The following is an 18,004-nucleotide window of genomic DNA, read 5'->3' on the forward strand; positions in this document are numbered from 1 at the left end:
TGACGCTCCCTGAAGTTTAAAACGACGTTTCAAAAATCGGTGCAGTGCGGCTCAACAGTGAGCGTCAGTATATACCTAAGCGGCCTCAGCGCCGGCAAGGGCTACTTCGATATCGGCGCGGCGCAGTTCGGGCGCGAATTGCAGGATGAACTCCTGCGCATAAGTGCGCAGGTAGGCCCCGCGCCGCACCGCCAGGCGCGTGGTGTTGGCAGCGAACAGGTGCGACGCCTCCACCGCGCGCAAGCCCTTGTCGCGGCCGTGGTCGAAGGCCATCGACGCCACGATGCCCACGCCCAGGCCGAGCGACACGTACTGCTTGATGACGTCCGAATCCATGGCCGTGAGCACGATGTCCGGGCGCACGCCGGCGCGCGCGAAGGCGTCGTCCAGGTGGCCGCGACCGGTGAAGCCCACGTCGTAGGTAATCAGCGGGAACTCGGCCAGGTCCTCCAGGCGGATATTGGTGCGCGCCAGCAGCGGGTGGTTGTCCGGCACCACGATCAAGTGGCTCCAGCGGTAGCACGGGAAGGACACCAGGTCCGGGAACTGGCTCAGGCCCTCGGTGGCAATGCCGATGTCGGCCTTGCCCGACAGGACCCACTCCGCGATATGCTCGGGCGAGCTTTGCTGCAGGGCGATGCGCACCTCCGGGAAGGCGGCGCGAAAGCTCTGCACCACTTTCGGCAGCGCGTAGCGCGCCTGCGTGTGGGTGGCCGCGATGGTCAGCGTGCCGCTGTTCTGGCCCGTGTATTCCAGGCTGGCCTGCTGCAGGTTCTCCGCTTCCACCAGCAGGCGGTCGATGATCTTCAGGATGCCCTTGCCTGGGTCGGTCAGGCCGGTCAGGCGCTTGCCGTTGCGCTCGAAGATGACCACGCCCAGCTCATCCTCCAGCTCGCGGATCTGGCGGCTCACGCCGGGCTGCGAGGTAAACAGCGCGTTGGCCACTTCGGTCAGGTTGTAGTTGCGGCGGGCCGCTTCGCGTATGGAACGCAATTGCTGGAAATTCATATAGCGCTCCCTTCATCGACAAAGACATGCAGGCGCTTCGGACGCACCACCAGCGTCTCGCCCTCTTTCAGGCCGAGCTTGCTGAAGCGCTCGTTCGGTATCACCGCTTCGATCATTTCCGCGTTGTCGGCGCGCTCCAGGTCCAGCTGGGCCAGCGGGCCGATGGCGTGCGCGCGGCGCAGCTTGACCACAATGCCTTCGGCGCCGGCCACATAGCGGTCCACGTCCAGGTCGTGCGGGCGCACATAGGCGATGCCCTTGCTGTCCTGGGTTTCGCCGTGCGAGGGCAGGTCCAGCGCCACGCCGCCGGTGGTGATCACGCCTTCGTGCACGCGCCCGTGGAACATGTTCACATTGCCCAGGAAGCCGTACACGAAAGGCGAAGCGGGATGGTTGTACACCTGGTCCGGCGCGCCGATCTGCTCGACGTTACCCTTGTTCATCAGCACCACCTGGTCCGCCACTTCCAGCGCTTCCTCTTGGTCGTGCGTGACGAAGATGCTGGTCACGTGCAGCTCGTCGTGCAGGCGGCGCAGCCAGCGGCGCAGTTCCTTGCGCACTTTCGCGTCCAGCGCGCCGAACGGCTCGTCCAGCAGCAGCACGCGCGGCTCCACCGCCAGCGCGCGCGCCAGGGCGATGCGCTGGCGCTGGCCGCCGGACAGCTGCGGCGGATAGCGGTCGGCCAGCCAGTCCAGCTGCACCAGGCCCAGCAGGTCCATGACCTTTTGCTTGATCTGCGCTTCCGACGGGCGCTCGGCGCGCGACTTCACGCGCAGGCCGAAGGCCACGTTCTCGAACACGGTCATGTGCTTGAACAGCGCGTAGTGCTGGAACACGAAGCCCACCTGGCGCTCGCGCACGTGGCGGTCCGACGCGTCCTTGCCGTCCAGCAGGACCTGGCCCGAGTCCGGGTGCTCAAGGCCGGCAATGCAGCGCAGCAGCGTGGTCTTGCCGCAGCCGGACGGCCCCAGCAGCGCGGTCAGTTCGCCGGTGGGAAAATCCAGCGACACATTGTTCAGGGCGGTGAATTCGCCGAAACGCTTGTTGATGTTCTTGACTGCGATCGTCATGGCTTAATGCTCCGTAGCTACGCCGGCGTAGTCTTCATGCAGACGCCAGGCAATAAAGGATTTCAGGGCCAGCGTGACCAGCGCCAGCAGTGCCAGCAGCGAGGCCACGGCAAACGCGGCCGCGAAGTTGTATTCGTTGTAGAGGATCTCCACCTGCAGCGGCACCGTGTTGGTCTCGCCGCGGATGTGGCCGGACACGACCGACACGGCGCCGAACTCGCCCATGGCGCGCGCATTACACAAAATCACGCCGTACAGCAGGCCCCACTTGATGTTGGGCAGCGTCACGCGGAAGAAGGTCTGGAAGCCGGACGCGCCCAGCACGATGGCCGCTTCCTCTTCCTCGCTGCCCTGCGCCTGCATCAGCGGGATCAGTTCGCGCGCCACGAAGGGGAAGGTGACGAAGATGGTGGCCAGCACGATGCCCGGCACCGCAAACAGGATCTTGATGTCGTGCTCGGCCAGCCAGGGACCGAACCAGCCCTGCGCGCCGAACAGCAGCACGTAGATCAGCCCCGAGATCACCGGCGACACCGAGAACGGCAGGTCGATCAGCGTCAGTAAAAAGCTCTTGCCGCGGAACTCGAACTTGGCGATGCACCAGGACGCGGCCACGCCGAACACCAGGTTCAGCGGCACCGCGATGGCCGCCGTGATCAGGGTCAGCTTGATGGCCGAGATGGCGTCGTCTTCCAGGATGGCGGCGGCGTACACGTCCCAGCCCTTCTTCAGCGCTTCGGCAAACACGGCCACCAGCGGCACGAACAGGAACAGGGTCAAGAAGGTCAGCGCCACGGCGATCAGCACGCCGCGCACCCACAGCGGTTCCAGGATATTGGGCGCCGAAGCCAGTTCGCCGCGGCGCGGCACGGTTGGAGTTGGCGCGCTCATTTCTTACCCGACTTTCCGCGAGCCCAGGCTTGCAGCAGATTGATGGACAGCAGCAGCACGAAGGAGATCAGCAGCATCACCACGGCAATGGCCGTGGCGCCTGCGTAATCGTACTGCTCCAGCTTGGTGATGATGAACAGCGGCGTAATCTCGGACACCATGGGCATATTGCCGGCGATGAAAATGACCGAACCGTATTCGCCGGTGGCGCGCGCGAAGGCCAGCGCGAAGCCGGTCATCAGCGACGGCAGCACGGTGGGGAACACCACGCGCACAAAGGTCTGCAAAGCGCTGGCGCCCAGGCTGGCGGCGGCCTCTTCCAGTTCGCGCTCGGCGTCCTCCAGCACCGGCTGCACGGTGCGCACCACGAAGGGCAAGCCGATGAAGGTGAGCGCCACCACCACGCCCAGCGGCGTGAACGCCACCTTCAGGCCCAGCGTGCCTTCCAGGAAAGTGCCGAACCAGCCGTTGGACGAATACAGCGCCGTCAAGGTGATGCCGGCCACGGCGGTGGGCAGCGCGAACGGCAGGTCCACCAGCGCGTCGATGATGCGCTTGCCGGGGAACTGGTAGCGCACCAGCACCCAGGCCACGATGAAGCCGAAGATGGCGTTGATGAAGGCGCCGATCAGCGAAGCGCCGAAGGTCAAGCGGTAGGACGCCATCACGCGCTCGGACGTGACGGTGCTCCAGAAGTGCTCCCACGTCATGGTGAACGTTTTCAGGAACACCGCCGACAGCGGGATCAGCACGATCAGCGCCAGGTAGAAGATGGTGAAGCCGAGCGACAGGTTAAAGCCCGGCATCACCCTGAACGGGGCGCTCCTGGACTTGAACGTCACCGGCGGTGCGGCCGGGATGGCGACTGCAGACATGAATACTCCTCTTATTACAATTCCGAGTTTAGGCCCGGATAATCGCATAGAGGAGTTATGAAGCAAACGACGCAATTGTCATTTGCTTAGATGCGGTTTTGGCAGTGTTGTGCCGGAACCCTAGGCCAGCAATTTCGCCGCGACCGCAGTCAGGGTGGCGGCCAGCAAGCCGCGCAGCACGCGCTCCGGCACGGCGCGCGCGAACCACGAGCCGATGGTAATGCCCGGCACCGAGCCGACCAGCAAGGTCAGCAGCAGCATCCAGTTGATCGAGCCCAGCCACCAGTGGCCGACCGCGGCCACCGCCGTCAGCGGCACGGCGTAGGCGATGTCGGTGCCCGCCACTTCGGCCGCGCTCAGGCGCGGATACAGCATCACCAGCAGCGTGGCGCCGATGGCGCCGGCGCCAATGGAGGAAATCGTGACCAGCGTGCCCAGCACGACACCGGACACGACCGTGGCCGTGTCCAGCGCGCGGCCGTGCAGCTGGCGTTCGGGATGGGCATTGATCCAGGCCAGCATCTTGCTGCGGAACAGGATGGCGACCACGGTCAGCATGACCGAGCCGGCAATGGAATAGCGGATCAGCTGGCCGATTTCCTTGTCCAGCGCGCCGAACTGCTTGAGGCCGATGGCGGCCACGACGGCGGCGGGCACGGCGCCCAGGCACAGCAGGCGCACGATGTCCCAGCGCACGGTGCCGCGCAGGCGGTGCGTGAAGGTCCCGGCGGATTTGGTGACGGCCGCAAAGGCCAGGTCGGTGCCGACCGCCACCGAGGGGGAGACGCCGAAGAGCAGGGTCAGGATGGGCGTCATCAGCGAGCCGCCGCCGACACCCGTCATGCCGACCAGCAGGCCGACCGCAAAACCCGAAGCAACAAACGACAAGTCCATAGATTCCCCTTAAGAAACGCAAGGGTATACAGACTTGCCGGAAATCCAAACAACGAAAATTCTATTTGCTTATGCGCCCAAGGGCGCATGCGGGCATTACTTGTTGGGCTGAGGAGTTACCCGCAGGTAAGGACGCTCGGCCTTGAAGCCTTTCGGATACTTCTGCTTCAGCACTTCCGGGTCTTGCACGGTCAGCGGGATGATGACGTCGTCGCCATCTTTCCAGTTGCCGGGCGTGGCCACGGTGTAGCCGTCGGTCAGCTGCAGCGCGTCGATCACGCGCAGCACTTCGTCGAAGTTGCGGCCGGTGCTCATCGGGTAGGTGATGGACAGGCGGATCTTCTTGTTCGGATCGATCACGAACAGCGTGCGCACGGTGGCCGTGGCGGACTGCTCGGGGTGGATCATGTCGTACAGGTTGGCCACCTGCTTGTCCGCGTCGGCGATGATGGGGAAGCCCACCACGGTTTTCTGCGTCTCTTCGATGTCCTTGATCCAGGCGGTGTGCGATTCCACCGGGTCCACCGATAGCGCAATGGCTTTCACGTTGCGCTTGTCGAATTCCGGCTTCAGCTTGGCAGTCAGGCCCAGCTCGGTGGTGCAGACCGGGGTGAAGTCGGCCGGGTGCGAGAACAGCACCACCCAGGAGTTGCCCGCCCACTCGTGGAACTTGATCGGACCGATGGAGGATTGCTGCTCGAAATCGGGGGCGGTATCGCCCAAACGTAAGGTCATAAAGGTCTCCTAGAAAATATTGACGATCTGTTCATTGTGCGCCTGTTCCGCCAATTTTTGCAAGAGCCGCTGACCATCGAGCCAGTCACCCAGCCCGGACTCGGCATTGATATGGCCCAGCGCGCCAAGGTTGATGAACTCGCTGCCCCAGCGCGCCGCCCACAGCGCGGCGTGCCCGGCCGTCATCCACGGGTCGTTGCTGCTGGCGAGCAGAATGGAGGGGCACGGCAGCCGCGTCATGGGCAGCTGCGCGGCGACGCCGAACTTGTGCGGGTCGGCCGGCGCCACCAGCAGCACGCCGGCCACACCGGCCGGATCGCGCGCCAGGCTGTGCACGGTGGCCAGGGTGCCGAAGCTGTGCGCGACGATCAGCGCAGGGCGGCGCTCCTGCTGGCGCACCCGGCTTACCCGCGCCGACCACACTGCCAGGTCCGGCTGGTCCCAGTGGTCCTGTTCCACCCGCTCGAACGACGGGTACAGGCGCTGCCAGCGGCTTTGCCAGTGTTCCGGCCCGCTGCCGTGCAGCCCCGGGGCCACCAGCACGCGGAACTTCGACAGCACGCCCGCCACCGCCCTGTCCTCTTACTTGCTGCCCGGCGAGTAGATCTGGTCAAACACGCCGCCGTCGGAGAAGTGCACCTTCTGCGCGTTGCTCCAGTCGCCCGCCACCTGGGCCAGCGTGAACAGCTTCACGTTGGGGAACTGGGCCGCGTATTTCCTGGCTTCCTTCTCCACGGTCGGACGGTAGTAGTTCTTGGCGATCAGTTCCTGCGCTTCATCGGTGTACAGGAAGTTCAGGTAGGCTTCCGCCACCTTGCGGGTGCCGCGCTTGTCCACCACCTTGTCCACCACGGCCACCGGCGGCTCGGCCAGGATGCTGACCGACGGCGCCACGATTTCAACCTTGTTCGGCCCCAGTTCCTTGATGGCCAGCAGCGCTTCGTTCTCCCACGCGATCAGCACATCGCCGATGCCGCGTTCAACGAAGGTGGTGGTGGCGCCGCGCGCGCCGGAGTCCAGCACCGGCACGTTCTTGTACAGCTTCTTCAGGAATTCTTTTGCCGTGGCATCGTTGCCGCCCGCCTGGCGCAGCGCATAGCCGTAGGCGGCAAGGTGGTTCCAGCGCGCACCGCCGGAGGTTTTCGGGTTCGGCGTGATGACGGCCACGCCCGGCTTCACCAGGTCGTTCCAGTCCTTGATGCCTTTAGGATTGCCCTTGCGCACCAGGAACACGATGGTGGAGCTGTACGGCGTGCTGTTGTGGCCCAGGCGCTTTTGCCAGTCCTTGTTCAGCAGGCTGCGCTCGGCGATCGCGTCGATGTCGTAGGCCAGCGCCAGGGTCACCACGTCGGCCTCCAGGCCGTCGATAACGGCGCGGCCCTGCTTGCCGGAGCCGCCGTGCGATTGTTTGATCTTGATAGTGTCGCCGGTCTTGGCCTTGTAGTCCTTGGCGAAGGCGGCGTTGACATCCACGTACAGTTCGCGGGTCGGATCGTAGGACACGTTCAGCAGGCTGAACTCGGCGGCCAGCGCCGGGACGAAGGTGGTGGCGGCGAAGACGGTTGCAGCGATAATTTTTTTGGACAGCATCAGAATACCCCGTTGTAGTTAGGACCTCAGAAGCTGTAGCTTATCGCCGCGCTATATATTTTAGAACGAAGTAATTAGAGATTCCTTATGCCTGAAACGCATATGCGTTACCAGAACCGCTGCACCAGCACCACCGCCCAGATCAGCGCCGCCAACAGGCCGGTCAGCAGCACGGCGGCGCTGCCGAAGTCCTTGGCGTTCTTGGACAGCGGATGGCGTTCCAGCGAAATGCGGTCCACCACTGCCTCGATGGCCGAGTTGATCAGCTCCACGATCAGCATCAGCACCAGCGGCGCCACCAGTACCAGCTTCTGGAAAGCCGATACCGGCAGCAGCAGCGCCACCACCGTGCCCGCCGCAAACAGCATGAGTTCCTGCCGGAAAGCGTGCTCATGGCGCCATGCCGACTTCAGTCCGTCGAAGGAATACAACAGTGCCGAAAAGATCCGTTTGATGCCACTCTTGCTTTTAAATTCGCTAACCGGTTGTTCCATATGCCTGTCCAGGATTGATACGCTGCGACATTATGCCTCTGTCATAGGAGAAATGCGCGTCGCGATTCCCCTTTTTTTCACATCATGGTATAAAGTAGGGACTAAATACTGCACTGCACCAACCACATCATGAAAATCGAACCCGTCCCGGAGCAAAAAACCACGATCCAGGTGATCGAGCGCATGGTTGCCCTGCTCGACGCCTTGGCCAAGTACCCCGACCCGGTGAGCCTGAAGGAATTGTCCAAGGTTTCCGGCCTGCACCCTTCCACCGCGCACCGCATCCTGAACGACATGGTGCTGACGCGTTTCGTGGACCGCATCGAGCCGGGCACCTACCGCCTGGGCATGCGCTTGCTGGAACTGGGCAACGTGGTCAAGAGCCGCCTGTCGGTGCGCGAAGCGGCGCTGGACTTCATGCGCTCGCTGCACAAGAAAACCCAGCAGACCATCAACCTCTCGGTGCGCCAGGGCGACGAGATCGTCTACATCGACCGCGCCTTCTCCGAGCGCTCCGGCATGCAGGTGGTGCGCGCCATCGGCGGGCGCGGCCCGCTGCACCTGACCTCGACCGGCAAGCTGTTCCTGTCGGTGGACGAGCCGAAAGCCATCCGCGCCTACGCCACGCGCACCGGCCTGGCGGGACACAACAAGAACTCGATCACGGATCTGGCCAAGCTGGAGCGCGAGCTGAGCCTGGTGCGGGCGCGCGGCTATGCGCGCGACAATGAGGAACTGGAACTGGGCGTGCGCTGCATGGCGGCAGGCATACGGGACGACAGCGGCAAGCTGATTGCCGGCCTGTCCATCTCGGCGCCGGCCGACCGCCTGCAGGATGAGTGGCTGGAGGACCTGGTCGCTACCGCCAACCAGATCTCCGCCACCCTGGGTTACATACCGGCCGAGTAGCCGCGCGCGGCGCCGCCGCTCACATCGGTGGCCACGGCCGGGCTCATGCCGCCGCTGACGGTGCCGCCGCCGCCCAGATTGGCGCCGCCGAGGCTGGCACCACCAAGGCTGGCACCAGTGAGGCTGGCGCCGCCCAGCGTGCCGCTCGACATGCCGGCCGGTTTCAGCGCTTCCAGCCATTTGCGCATGCGGCCCGCATCGGCAGCGCGCGCAGCGGAACCCTTGGCATCGAGCAGCACCATGATGACGGCACGGCCCTGGATCACCGCCTGCATCAGCATGCAGCGGCCCGCTTCATTGATAAAGCCGGTTTCTGCAGGCCGATTTCCCAGCCCGGCGTGGCGATCAGGCGGTTGGTGGTGCCGAACTGCATAGGACGGCCATTTGCCTCCACCACCGCTTTCGCGTCGGTGGAATACTCGCGCAGCACCGGATGCTGGTAGGCCGCCATGGCCAGCTTGGCCAGGTCGCGCGCGCTGGCCACATTCATCTTGGACAGCCCGCTGGAATCGACGTAGTGCGTGTCGGTCATGCCCAGCGCCTGCGCCTTGGCGTTCATGGCGTCCACGAAGGCCGGCAAACCGCCCGGATAGTGGCGGCCCAGCGCGGACGCGGCGCGGTTCTCCGAACTCATCAGGGCGATATGCAGCATATTGGCGCGCGTCAGCTGCGAGCCCACGCGCAGGCGCGAGCTGCTGAATTTTTCGTGGTCGACGTCTTCCTCGGTCACGGTGAGGATTTCGTCCATGTCCTGATTGGCTTCCACCACCACCAGGCCGGTCATCATCTTGGTGATGGAGGCGATGGGCAGCGCCACGCCGGCATTCTTTTCAAACAGGATTTCCGAATTGGCCTGGTCCAGCACGAAAGCCACGTTGGATTTCAGGTCCAGCGGATCGCGCGTCAGGTGCAGGCCGGCCAGGTCGCCCATGGTGGGGCGCGCCAGCCCTTCCGACACATTGGTCACCTTCTGGTAGACCACCTTGCGCTTGCCGTTCACCACCATCACGCGGCGCACCGTGCGCTCGCGCGGCGCGGCGGACGCCATCGGCTGCAGCACCATGGACTGGCGGCGTGGCGTGGCCTTGCTTTTCTTCACTGCGGGCTTGCGCGCGCTCTCTCCCGCGTGGGCCGCGGATGCGGGCAGCGAGACGCACAGCAAGGCGAGTATCGCGCCCAAGGGTAAATTTAACCATTTTCGTTCCCCAATGCAGTGAGACCATTCTTGTTGCAGTGTAGCAAAACTCCACGGCGGCGCAAGCGAAATCCATCCCGCATTGCACCGTAAAACCACAGCTTGTTCACTCTACAAATTTAACAAAATTGGCAGCCGGCTCGCGCTCAGTGATCAAAGTATTCTCGACCCGGTCCGGCGCGGCGTAGCCAAGCGACATACCGCACACGACCATTTCATTATCGGGCAATTCCAGCACTTCGCGAATAATCTTGTGGTACTGCGTGAAAGCCGCCTGCGGGCAGGTATCCAGGCCGCGTCCGCGCGCGGCCACCATGATGTTTTGCAGGAACATGCCGTAGTCCAGCCACGAGCCCTGCTCCATGATGCGGTCTATCGTGAAGATCATGCCCACGGGCGCGTCGAAGAAGGCATAGTTGCGGCCGTGCTGGGCCGCCATGCCGGCCTTGTTCTCGCGGGTCAGGCCCAGCAGCGCGTACAGGTCCCAGCCCACCTTGCGGCGCCGGTCCACATAGGGCGACACCCACTCGCGCGGGTAATAGGCGTATTCCTCGGTATGCAATTTGGCCTGCTCTGGATCAGTATGTGCGGCCAGAATGCGCTCAGACAAGAGCTGCTTTTTCTCGCCGGTAAGCACGTAGACTTTCCAGGGCTGGGTATTGGTGCCGGACGGCGCGCGCGCGGCCACCTGCAGCAGCTGTTCGATGTCCTCGCGCGCGATCGGCGTGGGCAGGAAAGCGCGGATCGAGCGGCGCGAGGTGATGGCGGCATCCACCGCCTGCTGGTCTGGAGTCGTAATCATGTCGCTCACTTCGGTTGTTTAACTACAAACACCACGCCCAGCACCGCCAGCGCCATCCCCGCCACGCCCAGCAGGCTGAACGCTTCGCCGAACATCAGCCAGGCCATGATGGCGGTGGTGGGCGGCGTCAGGTACAGCAGGCTGGTGACCTGGGTGGCATCGCTGCGGCGTATCAGCGCGAACAGCAGGAAAATCGCGCCGATCGACAGCGCCAGCACGGACCAGGCCAGCGCGCCGACAAAGCGCACAGTCCATTGTATGTCAGTAAAGCTTTCAAAATACAGCGCAAATGGCAGAACGGCCACAAACGATGCCGCGAACTGAATGATGGTGCCGGTGCGCAAGTCGAACTGCGGGCAATGGCGGCGCTGGTACATGGTGCCGGCCGTGATCGACAGCAAGGCAAACAGGCACAGCGCGATGGCCTGCCACGACAGGCCCACCAGCGTGATCTTGGCGTACACCACCAGCGCCACGCCGCCCAGGCCGAACACCAGGCCCAGCCACTGGCGCGGACGCACTTTCTCGCCGATCAGCGGCGCCGCCATGGCGGTCAGGATGGGCTGCATGCCCACCATCAGCGCCGTCAGGCCGGCCGGCATGCCCAGCTTGATCGCGCACCACACGCCGGCCAGGTAGCCGGCCTGCATCAGCAGCCCCGCCAGCGCCACTTCCCTTATCTTGCCCTTGGGCCAGGGCGCGCGCATCACCAGCACCAGCGGCAGCAGGATGGCCAGCACGCCGAGGAAACGCAGCAGCAAAAAGGTCAGCGGCGGCGCGTACGGCAGGCCGAACTTGGCCACGATAAAGCCCGTGCTCCACAGGAACACGAAAAACAGGGGGATGGGTGACAGGAAAGAAGCGGATTTGGACATGGATGGGAACCAATAGTATCGGACGCGCCCAGCCAGCCTGTGGATGTTGCACGGAAGACATAGAGTCTACCACGGCGCGGATTTCGCGGTCCGATGCGGCCGCAACTGCAGCAAAATTGATCTACATCAATATAAGCGTTCCGCCCGGAAATACAGGGCAAACGGGCCGGAGTAGGTTCCTTTGTGCAACGCACAAAAATCGCTTGACTTAAAAATTTAAGTCCGTAAAATCGGGTTTGTTGCGTTGCACAATTTGTTGTTCGGCCTGAAAGAATCGCGTCACTGTTTTACTGCAGGTAGCTTTCAGCAGCATCTAACGCTTACATCGCTTAAATCACTTCAAGACTGGAGATTTACATGTTTTCTATCCCTGAGCAATTTTCCAATGCGACCAAAGCCAACTTTGAGAGCCAGTTCGCCATCTTCTCGTCCCTCACCGCCAAAGCCTTCGAAGGCGTGGAAAAGCTGGTTGACCTGAACCTGACCGCTGCCAAGGCCTCGCTGGAAGAGTCCTCGGTTGCCGCCAAGCAACTGCTGTCGGCTAAAGATCCACAAGAATTCTTCTCGCTGGCTGCTGCGCAAGTTCAGCCTACCGCAGAAAAGACCATCGCTTACGGCCGTCATCTGGCAGCCATCGCTTCCGGCACCCAGGCTGAATTCAGCCGCGCCGCTGAAACGCAAATCGCCGAAACCAACCGCAAAGTCATCTCGCTGGTGGACGAAGTGAGCAAGAACGCGCCAGCCGGTTCGGAAAACGCGATCGCCCTGCTGAAGTCCACCCTGGGCAACGCCAGCGCCGGTTACGAGCAGTTCACCAAGTCGGCCAAGCAAGCCGGCGAAGCGATCGAGACCAACCTGAACGCCGCTGTGAACCAGTTCGCCGCTGCCGCTTCCAAGGTTGCTCCAGCTGCCAAGAAGTAATGCGTGAAGCGCCGGCCTCCCCTGGGGCCGGCTCCGCTCAGGTCTCCTCGGCATCCGTGGTGTCCTCTCTGGCGGATGTCCTTCATCAGCCCCGGCTAGTCCGGGGCTTTTTTTCGGCCGTCGCCAGCCACTGCGCCACCTGCTGCGCCACCCACGGTCCGTCGTCCAGCGGCAAATCGTGTCCCGCCTCCGGATGCACGCGGTAATCCGCGCCCCAGGCCTGCGCCAGGCGCTGCGAGCACAGCGGATCGACCAGCCCGTCGCGCGCCCCAGCCAGCACCAGCAACGGCGCCCCGCCCTGCCCGCGCTGCGGTGCATGGAAACGCGCCGCCGCCGCCAGCTGCCGTAACGCGTTCAGCCGCGACACCGGGAACTCATTGTGAAAATCCACCCAGCGCTTGAGCAGCTCGCTGTCGCGCGTATCGCGCCCGTGGACGGCGCTGGTGAGCCGCAGCGCCAGCTGCTCCTGCCGCCGCGCGCCGCCCAGCACCAGCTGGCGCACGATGGCCGGATAGTTCTGCCAGCGCAAACGCTGATAAAAGCGGCTGAACGGCCGCATGCTGGTGTTGAGCAGCACGCAGCGCGCCACCTCGTCCGGGTAGCTGGCCTGCCACTGCACCGCCACCATCGCCCCCAGCGACAGCGCCAGCAAGTCGTACGGCCCTTCCCGCCCCGCGCGCGCGCAGGTCGGCGCGGCACGCCTCCACCATGCCTTGCACCGACAGCGGGCTGCGCAGCCGGAAATTGGCGCCATTGCCCGGCAAGTCCGGCGTGACGATGTCCGCTTCCGGCAGCGCGGCGCGGAACTGCTCCGGGAACGCGCCCCAGTGCCGGCTCTCGCGCATCAGCCCGCGTAAAAAGACCCAGCTCATGCGGCCACTCCCAGGCCATACCAGCGCGCCAGCGCGCGCTTGCGCTGCTGCTGCCGCGCCGTTGCGTCCGGCAGCCAGCGCGCGTGCGCATTGGCCGCCCGCATCAGGAAATCGAACCACACCAGATGGCTGCGCAGCACGCGCTGCAAACGGTGTGCCGCGGTGGGATTGAAGGCCCCCAGGCGCGAGAACAGCTGGCGCGGATTCTTCTTCACCCACAGCCACGAACCCATCTCCAGCGTCAGCGGCAGGAACACCCGGTCATGCCCCTCGGCCTCGCTGCGCTCAAAGCGCAGATACAAGTGGTCCCACAGGTCGCCATGCGTGCGGTATTGCAGGCTCTGCGGCTCGAAGGTGTAATTGTGATGCGGATAGCTGGACGTGAACAGCTCCTCCAGCGCCGCGATCTCCGGCAGGTGCGCAATCGGCGTGCGCGTATGCGCATGCGGAAACCAGATGCGGTCGCGCAAGCCGAAACCCGAATGGCAGTCCAGGCTCAGGCTGAACTGGCGCGGCAGCAGCTCGCGCTCCACCACCTCGCACACGGCGCGGCTCTCCGCCTCCATGGGCGCGCCGAACGCGCCCCGGTACCAAGGCAGCATGGGCGTCGCGCGCTGCCCGCCCAGCAGGAAAGGCACGCGTTCGCTGGCCTGCACGGGCGAGTTGCGCATCAAATCCACGCCGTGCGGATTGCAGCGCGTGGCCTGCCACATGCCGCCCGGATTCACCAGCGGCATGAACACCAGGCGCACGCTCTCCAGCAGGTGGTGCAGCCCATGGTCCCAGCGCGAACGCGCCACCAGGCTTTGAAGAAAGGAAAGAAGAACCTGGGTGCCGATGCGCTCCAGGCCGTGGATGCCGCCGAAGAAACCCAGTGCCGGCGCGGCCGGATCGGCGCTGCCCATGGTCAGCACATAGACCGGAAACTGCTGGCTGTCGGCCGCCACCGTGCAAGCCACGCTGGCCTTCAGCAAGTCCCCGCCGTCCTCGATCAGCTGCTCCAGTGCGACCAGCTCCGGCAGGGATTTGACGCTCATGCGGCTCACTCCGTATATGAGGAGCCACCAGTGTAATTCATAATCGGGGTCAGGGTTAATTTTCCGGGAAACCGAAATTAACCCTGACCCCATATTTTATTCGCCGAGGTAGGCGGCCTTGACGCGGGGGTCATCCAGCATGTCGCTGGCGTTGCCGGTCATGGTGATGAGGCCGGAATCCATGACGTAGCCGCGGTGCGCGGCTTGCAGCGCGAGCTTGGCGTTCTGCTCGACCAGCAGGATGGTGATGCCTTCCTTGGACACATTGCGGATCACTTCAAAGATCTTGTCCACCATGATGGGCGACAGGCCCATCGACGGCTCGTCCAGCAGCAGCAGCGTCGGGTGGCACATCAGCGCGCGCGCCATGGCCAGCATCTGCTGCTCGCCGCCGGACAGCGTGCCGGCCAGCTGCGCGGCGCGCTCTTTCAGGCGCGGGAAGATGTCGAACCACTTGGCGATGTCGGCGTCGATGCCGGCCTTGTCGTCACGCGTGTAGGCGCCCATCATGAGGTTTTCCGTGATGGTCATGCGGGTGAATACGCCGCGCCCTTCCGGCACCATGGCTAGCTTGCGCTCGACCAGGTGGAAGGACTTGCTGCCCTTGAGCGACTGGCCCATGTAGGACACCGTGCCTTCCACCTTGCAGTCCGGCAGCGTGCCGGTGATGGCCTTCAGCGTGGTGGTCTTGCCCGCGCCGTTGGCGCCGATCAGCGTGACCAGCTCGCCCTTGTTCACTTCCAGGTCGATGCCCTTGACGGCCTTGATGCCCCCGTACGCGACTTTCAGGCCCGCGACTTTTAATACATTCTCGCTCATTAGTGCGAACCTCCCAGGTAGGCGTCGATCACCGCCTTGTTGCTTTGGATCTCGGCGGGCAGGCCTTCCGCGATCGGCTTGCCGTATTCCAGCACCGTGATGCGGTCGCACAAGCTCATCATCATCTTCACGTCGTGCTCGATCAGCAGCACGGTCTTGCCTTCGGCCTTGATCTTGATCAGCAGCTCTTTCAGGGCCAGCTTTTCGGTCGCGTTCATGCCGGCCGCCGGCTCGTCCAGCGCCAGCAGCTGCGGGTCGGTGGCCAGGGCGCGCGCGATTTCCAGGCGGCGCTGGTCGCCATAGGACAGGAACTTGGAGGTGCGGTTGGCAAACGCGCCGATGCCGACGAAGTCCAGCAGTTCCTGCGCGCGCTTGCGGATGCCCGCCTCTTCCTCGCGCGCCGCCTTGTGGCGGAACACGGCGCCGAACACGCCCTGGTGCGAGCGCACGTGCCGGCCCACCATGACGTTTTCCAGCGCGGTCATCTCGCCGAACAGGCGGATGTTCTGGAAGGTGCGCGCAATGCCGGCCTTGGCCACTTCATGCGGCGCGGATGGCGAGTACGGCTTGCCGGCCAGCTCGAAGGTGCCGGTGTCCGGCTGGTACAGGCCGGTGATGACGTTGAAGAAGGTGGTCTTGCCGGCGCCGTTGGGGCCGATCAGGCCGTAGATCTGGCCCTTCATGATCTTGATGCCGACGTCGGTCAGCGCCTGCAAGCCGCCGAAGCGCTTGTTGACGCCGGCGATGTTCAAAATGACTTGTTCGCTCATCTGTTACCTCAGGCTGGCATGACGCCGGACGATTGATCTTTGGTGTCGCTGTCGGCGTCGGGACGGTCTTCATGCTTGGGCGCGGGCCACAGGCCGGCCGGACGGTTCAGCATGATCAGCACCATGGCCAGGCCGTACAGCAGCTGGCGCAGCACTTCGGCTTCGATGAGGACGTGGCCGAACAGCTTTTCCTGCAGCGGCTCCACCACGTGGCGCAGGATCTCGGGCAGGGCCGCCAGCAGCGCGCCACCCATGATGACGCCGGGGATGTGGCCGATGCCGCCCAGCACCACCATGGCCAGCACGGCGATGGACTCGGTCAGCGAGAACGATTCCGGCGACACGAAGCCCTGGAAGGACGCGAACATGGCGCCCGCCACGCCGCCGAAGGAGGCGCCCATGGAGAAGGCCAGCAGCTTGACGTTGCGGGTGTTGATGCCCATGGCCTTGGCGGCGATCTCGTCTTCGCGGATGGCGACCCAGGCGCGGCCCAGGCGCGAGTGCTGCAAGCGGCTGGTGACGAACACCACGGCGATGCACAGGAACAGGAACAGGTAGTAGTAGGCATTCACGGACGGCATGCCGTAGCCGCCGATGAAGACCGTGGCGCGCGAACCGGCTTCGCCGGCCAGCGAGGTGCCGAACACGCGGATCGGGTCGATCAGGTTGATGCCCTGCGGACCGTTGGTGACGTTGATCGGCTCGTTCAGGTTGTTCATGAAGATGCGGATGATCTCGCCGAAGCCCAGGGTCACGATGGCCAGGTAGTCGCCGCGCAGCTTGAGCGTGGGGGCGCCCAGCAGCGCGCCGAACAGGCCGGCCAGCGCGGCCGCCAGCGGCACGATGAACCACACCGACAGGTGGATGCCGTTGGTGCGGATCTCCTCGCCCATCACCGCCACCAGCGCCTCGCCGAAGCCGGGATGCAGGTTGATCAGCGATTCGAGCAGGGTGGCGAATTGCGGCGAGGCCAGCAGGCCGGTCATGTAGGCGCCCACCGCGTAGAACGCGATGTAGCCCAGGTCCAGCAGGCCGGCGAAGCCGACCACGATGTTCAGGCCCAGCGCCAGCATGATGTAGAGCAGCGCCAGGTCCACGATGCGCACCCAGGAGTTGCCGAAGGGCGCGGCCACGAAGGGGAACACCAGCATCAGCACCAGCACGATGGCCATGCTGGTGTAGGCTTTTTTCGCGTCTTTCTGGACGTCAAAGTTCAACAGTGCCATATCAGTCCTTTCTTAAGCGCGGTCGGCCACGCGTTCGCCCATGATGCCGGACGGACGCACGGTGAGCACCAGGATCAGCACCACGAAGGCGAAGATGTCCTGGTAGTTGGAGCCGAGGAAGCCGCCGGTCAGGTCGCCGATGTAGCCGGCGCCCAGGCTTTCGATAATGCCCAGCACGATGCCGCCTATCATGGCGCCGTAGATGTTGCCGATGCCGCCCAGCACGGCGGCCGAGAAGGCTTTCAGGCCGGGCACGAAGCCCATGGCGAACTGGATGGAGGCGTAGTTGGCGCCCCACATCACGCCGGCCACGGCGGCCAGCGCGGCGCCGATGGCGAAGGTGGCCACGATGACCTTGTTCGAGTCCACGCCCATCAGGCCGGCCACGCGGGGATTTTCCGCGACGGCGCGCATGGCGCGGCCCATCTTGGTTTTCTCCACCAGCATCACCAGGCCGAACATGGCGGCGGCGGCCAGCACCAGCAGCAGCACCTGGGTCTGCGTGATGACGGAATTGCCCAGCATGATGGGGTCGGACGACAGCAGCTGCGGGAACGGCAGCGGGTTGCGGCCCCAGATCATCATGGCGAAGGTTTGCAGCAGGATGGACACGCCGATGGCGGTGATCAGCGGCGCCAGGCGCGGCGCGTTGCGCAGCCGGCGGTAGGCGACCCGCTCGATCAGCACGTTGACGGCCATGCAGACCGGTATCGCGCCCAGGATGGCAATGCCCAGCTTGAGGTAGCCCGGCATGTCGGGGAAATGCTGGTTCAACTGGTTCAATATGGTCAGGCCAGCCATGGCGCCCACCATCAGCACGTCGCCGTGGGCGAAGTTGATCAGGTTCAGCACGCCGTACACCATGGTGTAGCCAAGCGCGATCAGCGCGTACATGCTGCCGAGCACCAGGCCATTGATAAGTTGTTGGATAAATGTATCCATCGTGGGATTGCCTCTTGAATTAACAAAAACGGCACCCGGAGAGGATTCCCCGTAGTGCCGCCGTTGAATGACGCTGCAA

At 64.1% G+C, this 18,004-nt stretch carries 19 protein-coding genes and 1 pseudogene; 2 read left to right on the forward strand and 18 right to left on the reverse strand.

Annotation, left to right across the window (positions count from 1 at the left end; all coding sequences use genetic code 11):
- Nucleotides 1-75: 75 nt before the first annotated feature.
- The 9 genes from ACFJI2_RS20400 to ACFJI2_RS20440 all read right to left on the reverse strand — a co-directional run bounded on the left by ACFJI2_RS20400 (nucleotide 76) and on the right by ACFJI2_RS20440 (nucleotide 7,557).
- Complete coding sequence (locus tag ACFJI2_RS20400; RefSeq protein WP_107872809.1) at nucleotides 76-1,008, reverse strand: CysB family HTH-type transcriptional regulator; 933 nt, start codon at nucleotides 1,006-1,008, stop codon at nucleotides 76-78.
- Nucleotides 1,005-2,078: a sulfate ABC transporter ATP-binding protein gene (locus ACFJI2_RS20405; RefSeq protein ID WP_107872811.1), complete on the reverse strand. Its 1,074-nt coding sequence runs from the start codon at nucleotides 2,076-2,078 to the stop codon at nucleotides 1,005-1,007. The genes ACFJI2_RS20400 and ACFJI2_RS20405 overlap by 4 nt, the downstream gene beginning before the upstream one ends.
- 3 nt (nucleotides 2,079-2,081) lie before the next feature.
- A complete protein-coding gene (gene cysW / locus ACFJI2_RS20410; RefSeq protein WP_107872813.1) occupies nucleotides 2,082-2,969 on the reverse strand; it encodes a sulfate ABC transporter permease subunit CysW in 888 nt (295 codons plus the stop codon).
- A complete protein-coding gene (gene cysT, locus ACFJI2_RS20415) occupies nucleotides 2,966-3,775 on the reverse strand; it encodes a sulfate ABC transporter permease subunit CysT (RefSeq protein ID WP_377705878.1) in 810 nt (269 codons plus the stop codon). Before cysT ends, cysW begins: the two co-directional genes overlap by 4 nt.
- A 189-nt stretch (nucleotides 3,776-3,964) precedes the next feature.
- Nucleotides 3,965-4,738: a sulfite exporter TauE/SafE family protein gene (locus tag ACFJI2_RS20420; RefSeq protein ID WP_377701630.1), complete on the reverse strand. Its 774-nt coding sequence runs from the start codon at nucleotides 4,736-4,738 to the stop codon at nucleotides 3,965-3,967.
- A 96-nt stretch (nucleotides 4,739-4,834) separates the two neighbouring features.
- On the reverse strand, nucleotides 4,835-5,473 hold the full coding sequence (locus ACFJI2_RS20425) for a peroxiredoxin (RefSeq protein WP_377701631.1): 639 nt from the start codon (nucleotides 5,471-5,473) through the stop codon (nucleotides 4,835-4,837).
- 9 nt (nucleotides 5,474-5,482) lie between these two features.
- Nucleotides 5,483-6,043, reverse strand: a complete 561-nt coding sequence (locus ACFJI2_RS20430; protein WP_107980913.1) for an alpha/beta hydrolase — start codon at nucleotides 6,041-6,043, stop codon at nucleotides 5,483-5,485.
- A 12-nt stretch (nucleotides 6,044-6,055) separates the two neighbouring features.
- Nucleotides 6,056-7,063, reverse strand: a complete 1,008-nt coding sequence (locus tag ACFJI2_RS20435; RefSeq protein ID WP_377701632.1) for a sulfate ABC transporter substrate-binding protein — start codon at nucleotides 7,061-7,063, stop codon at nucleotides 6,056-6,058.
- A 107-nt stretch (nucleotides 7,064-7,170) separates the two neighbouring features.
- Complete coding sequence (locus ACFJI2_RS20440; RefSeq protein WP_377701634.1) at nucleotides 7,171-7,557, reverse strand: diacylglycerol kinase; 387 nt, start codon at nucleotides 7,555-7,557, stop codon at nucleotides 7,171-7,173.
- A 129-nt stretch (nucleotides 7,558-7,686) separates the two neighbouring features.
- Here ACFJI2_RS20440 and ACFJI2_RS20445 point away from each other — a divergent pair, with 129 nt between their 5' ends.
- Complete coding sequence (locus tag ACFJI2_RS20445) at nucleotides 7,687-8,466, forward strand: IclR family transcriptional regulator (RefSeq protein WP_107872828.1); 780 nt, start codon at nucleotides 7,687-7,689, stop codon at nucleotides 8,464-8,466.
- A 146-nt stretch (nucleotides 8,467-8,612) separates the two neighbouring features.
- Here ACFJI2_RS20445 and ACFJI2_RS20450 read toward each other — a convergent pair.
- The 3 genes and pseudogenes from ACFJI2_RS20450 to ACFJI2_RS20460 all read right to left on the reverse strand — a co-directional run.
- Nucleotides 8,613-9,646: pseudogene (locus ACFJI2_RS20450) on the reverse strand (serine hydrolase); the annotation flags it as partial.
- A 121-nt stretch (nucleotides 9,647-9,767) separates the two neighbouring features.
- The gene (locus tag ACFJI2_RS20455; RefSeq protein WP_377701637.1) at nucleotides 9,768-10,463 is read right to left on the reverse strand and encodes a nitroreductase; all 696 of its coding nucleotides are present in this window, start codon (nucleotides 10,461-10,463) and stop codon (nucleotides 9,768-9,770) included.
- 5 nt (nucleotides 10,464-10,468) lie between these two features.
- Entirely contained in the window at nucleotides 10,469-11,338 is an 870-nt protein-coding gene (locus ACFJI2_RS20460) for a DMT family transporter (RefSeq protein ID WP_377701638.1), read from the reverse strand.
- Between the two features lie 357 nt (nucleotides 11,339-11,695).
- On the opposite strand from ACFJI2_RS20460, the gene ACFJI2_RS20465 reads away from it, so the two are divergent.
- Nucleotides 11,696-12,259: a phasin family protein gene (locus ACFJI2_RS20465; RefSeq protein ID WP_056393826.1), complete on the forward strand. Its 564-nt coding sequence runs from the start codon at nucleotides 11,696-11,698 to the stop codon at nucleotides 12,257-12,259.
- Nucleotides 12,260-12,344: 85 nt separating this feature from the next.
- On the opposite strand, the gene ACFJI2_RS20470 is transcribed toward ACFJI2_RS20465, so the two are convergent.
- The 6 genes from ACFJI2_RS20470 to ACFJI2_RS20495 all read right to left on the reverse strand — a co-directional run bounded on the left by ACFJI2_RS20470 (nucleotide 12,345) and on the right by ACFJI2_RS20495 (nucleotide 17,925).
- Entirely contained in the window at nucleotides 12,345-13,013 is a 669-nt protein-coding gene (locus ACFJI2_RS20470) for an alpha/beta fold hydrolase (protein WP_377701639.1), read from the reverse strand.
- Between the two features lie 114 nt (nucleotides 13,014-13,127).
- Complete coding sequence (locus ACFJI2_RS20475; protein WP_377701640.1) at nucleotides 13,128-14,168, reverse strand: M14 family zinc carboxypeptidase; 1,041 nt, start codon at nucleotides 14,166-14,168, stop codon at nucleotides 13,128-13,130.
- A 96-nt stretch (nucleotides 14,169-14,264) separates the two neighbouring features.
- Nucleotides 14,265-14,987, reverse strand: coding sequence for an ABC transporter ATP-binding protein (locus ACFJI2_RS20480; RefSeq protein WP_377701641.1), 723 nt, complete (start codon nucleotides 14,985-14,987; stop codon nucleotides 14,265-14,267).
- Entirely contained in the window at nucleotides 14,987-15,757 is a 771-nt protein-coding gene (locus ACFJI2_RS20485) for an ABC transporter ATP-binding protein (protein ID WP_107872840.1), read from the reverse strand. The genes ACFJI2_RS20480 and ACFJI2_RS20485 overlap by 1 nt, the downstream gene beginning before the upstream one ends.
- Before the next feature lie 8 nt (nucleotides 15,758-15,765).
- Nucleotides 15,766-16,983, reverse strand: a complete 1,218-nt coding sequence (locus tag ACFJI2_RS20490; protein ID WP_107872842.1) for an ABC transporter ATP-binding protein — start codon at nucleotides 16,981-16,983, stop codon at nucleotides 15,766-15,768.
- 12 nt (nucleotides 16,984-16,995) lie between these two features.
- Nucleotides 16,996-17,925, reverse strand: a complete 930-nt coding sequence (locus ACFJI2_RS20495; protein ID WP_056393816.1) for a branched-chain amino acid ABC transporter permease — start codon at nucleotides 17,923-17,925, stop codon at nucleotides 16,996-16,998.
- Nucleotides 17,926-18,004 lie beyond the last annotated feature (79 nt).

The sequence above is a fragment of the Pseudoduganella sp. UC29_71 genome, assembly GCF_042693265.1.
Lineage (GTDB): Bacteria > Pseudomonadota > Gammaproteobacteria > Burkholderiales > Burkholderiaceae_D > Rugamonas.

Bases quoted from the DNA above. Each gene is read 5' to 3' on its own strand.
- ACFJI2_RS20400 (WP_107872809.1), bottom strand. From the start codon at position 1,008: ATGAATTTCCAGCAATTGCGTTCCATACGCGAAGCGGCCCGCCGCAAC.
- ACFJI2_RS20405 (WP_107872811.1), bottom strand. From the start codon at position 2,078: ATGACGATCGCAGTCAAGAACATCAACAAGCGTTTCGGCGAATTCACC.
- cysW (WP_107872813.1), bottom strand. From the start codon at position 2,969: ATGAGCGCGCCAACTCCAACCGTGCCGCGCCGCGGCGAACTGGCTTCG.
- cysT (WP_377705878.1), bottom strand. From the start codon at position 3,775: ATGCCGGGCTTTAACCTGTCGCTCGGCTTCACCATCTTCTACCTGGCG.
- ACFJI2_RS20420 (WP_377701630.1), bottom strand. From the start codon at position 4,738: ATGGACTTGTCGTTTGTTGCTTCGGGTTTTGCGGTCGGCCTGCTGGTC.
- ACFJI2_RS20425 (WP_377701631.1), bottom strand. From the start codon at position 5,473: ATGACCTTACGTTTGGGCGATACCGCCCCCGATTTCGAGCAGCAATCC.
- ACFJI2_RS20435 (WP_377701632.1), bottom strand. From the start codon at position 7,063: ATGCTGTCCAAAAAAATTATCGCTGCAACCGTCTTCGCCGCCACCACC.
- ACFJI2_RS20440 (WP_377701634.1), bottom strand. From the start codon at position 7,557: ATGGAACAACCGGTTAGCGAATTTAAAAGCAAGAGTGGCATCAAACGG.
- ACFJI2_RS20445 (WP_107872828.1), top strand. From the start codon at position 7,687: ATGAAAATCGAACCCGTCCCGGAGCAAAAAACCACGATCCAGGTGATC.
- ACFJI2_RS20455 (WP_377701637.1), bottom strand. From the start codon at position 10,463: ATGATTACGACTCCAGACCAGCAGGCGGTGGATGCCGCCATCACCTCG.
- ACFJI2_RS20460 (WP_377701638.1), bottom strand. From the start codon at position 11,338: ATGTCCAAATCCGCTTCTTTCCTGTCACCCATCCCCCTGTTTTTCGTG.
- ACFJI2_RS20465 (WP_056393826.1), top strand. From the start codon at position 11,696: ATGTTTTCTATCCCTGAGCAATTTTCCAATGCGACCAAAGCCAACTTT.
- ACFJI2_RS20470 (WP_377701639.1), bottom strand. From the start codon at position 13,013: ATGGCGCCAATTTCCGGCTGCGCAGCCCGCTGTCGGTGCAAGGCATGG.
- ACFJI2_RS20475 (WP_377701640.1), bottom strand. From the start codon at position 14,168: ATGAGCGTCAAATCCCTGCCGGAGCTGGTCGCACTGGAGCAGCTGATC.
- ACFJI2_RS20480 (WP_377701641.1), bottom strand. From the start codon at position 14,987: ATGAGCGAGAATGTATTAAAAGTCGCGGGCCTGAAAGTCGCGTACGGG.
- ACFJI2_RS20485 (WP_107872840.1), bottom strand. From the start codon at position 15,757: ATGAGCGAACAAGTCATTTTGAACATCGCCGGCGTCAACAAGCGCTTC.
- ACFJI2_RS20490 (WP_107872842.1), bottom strand. From the start codon at position 16,983: ATGGCACTGTTGAACTTTGACGTCCAGAAAGACGCGAAAAAAGCCTAC.
- ACFJI2_RS20495 (WP_056393816.1), bottom strand. From the start codon at position 17,925: ATGGATACATTTATCCAACAACTTATCAATGGCCTGGTGCTCGGCAGC.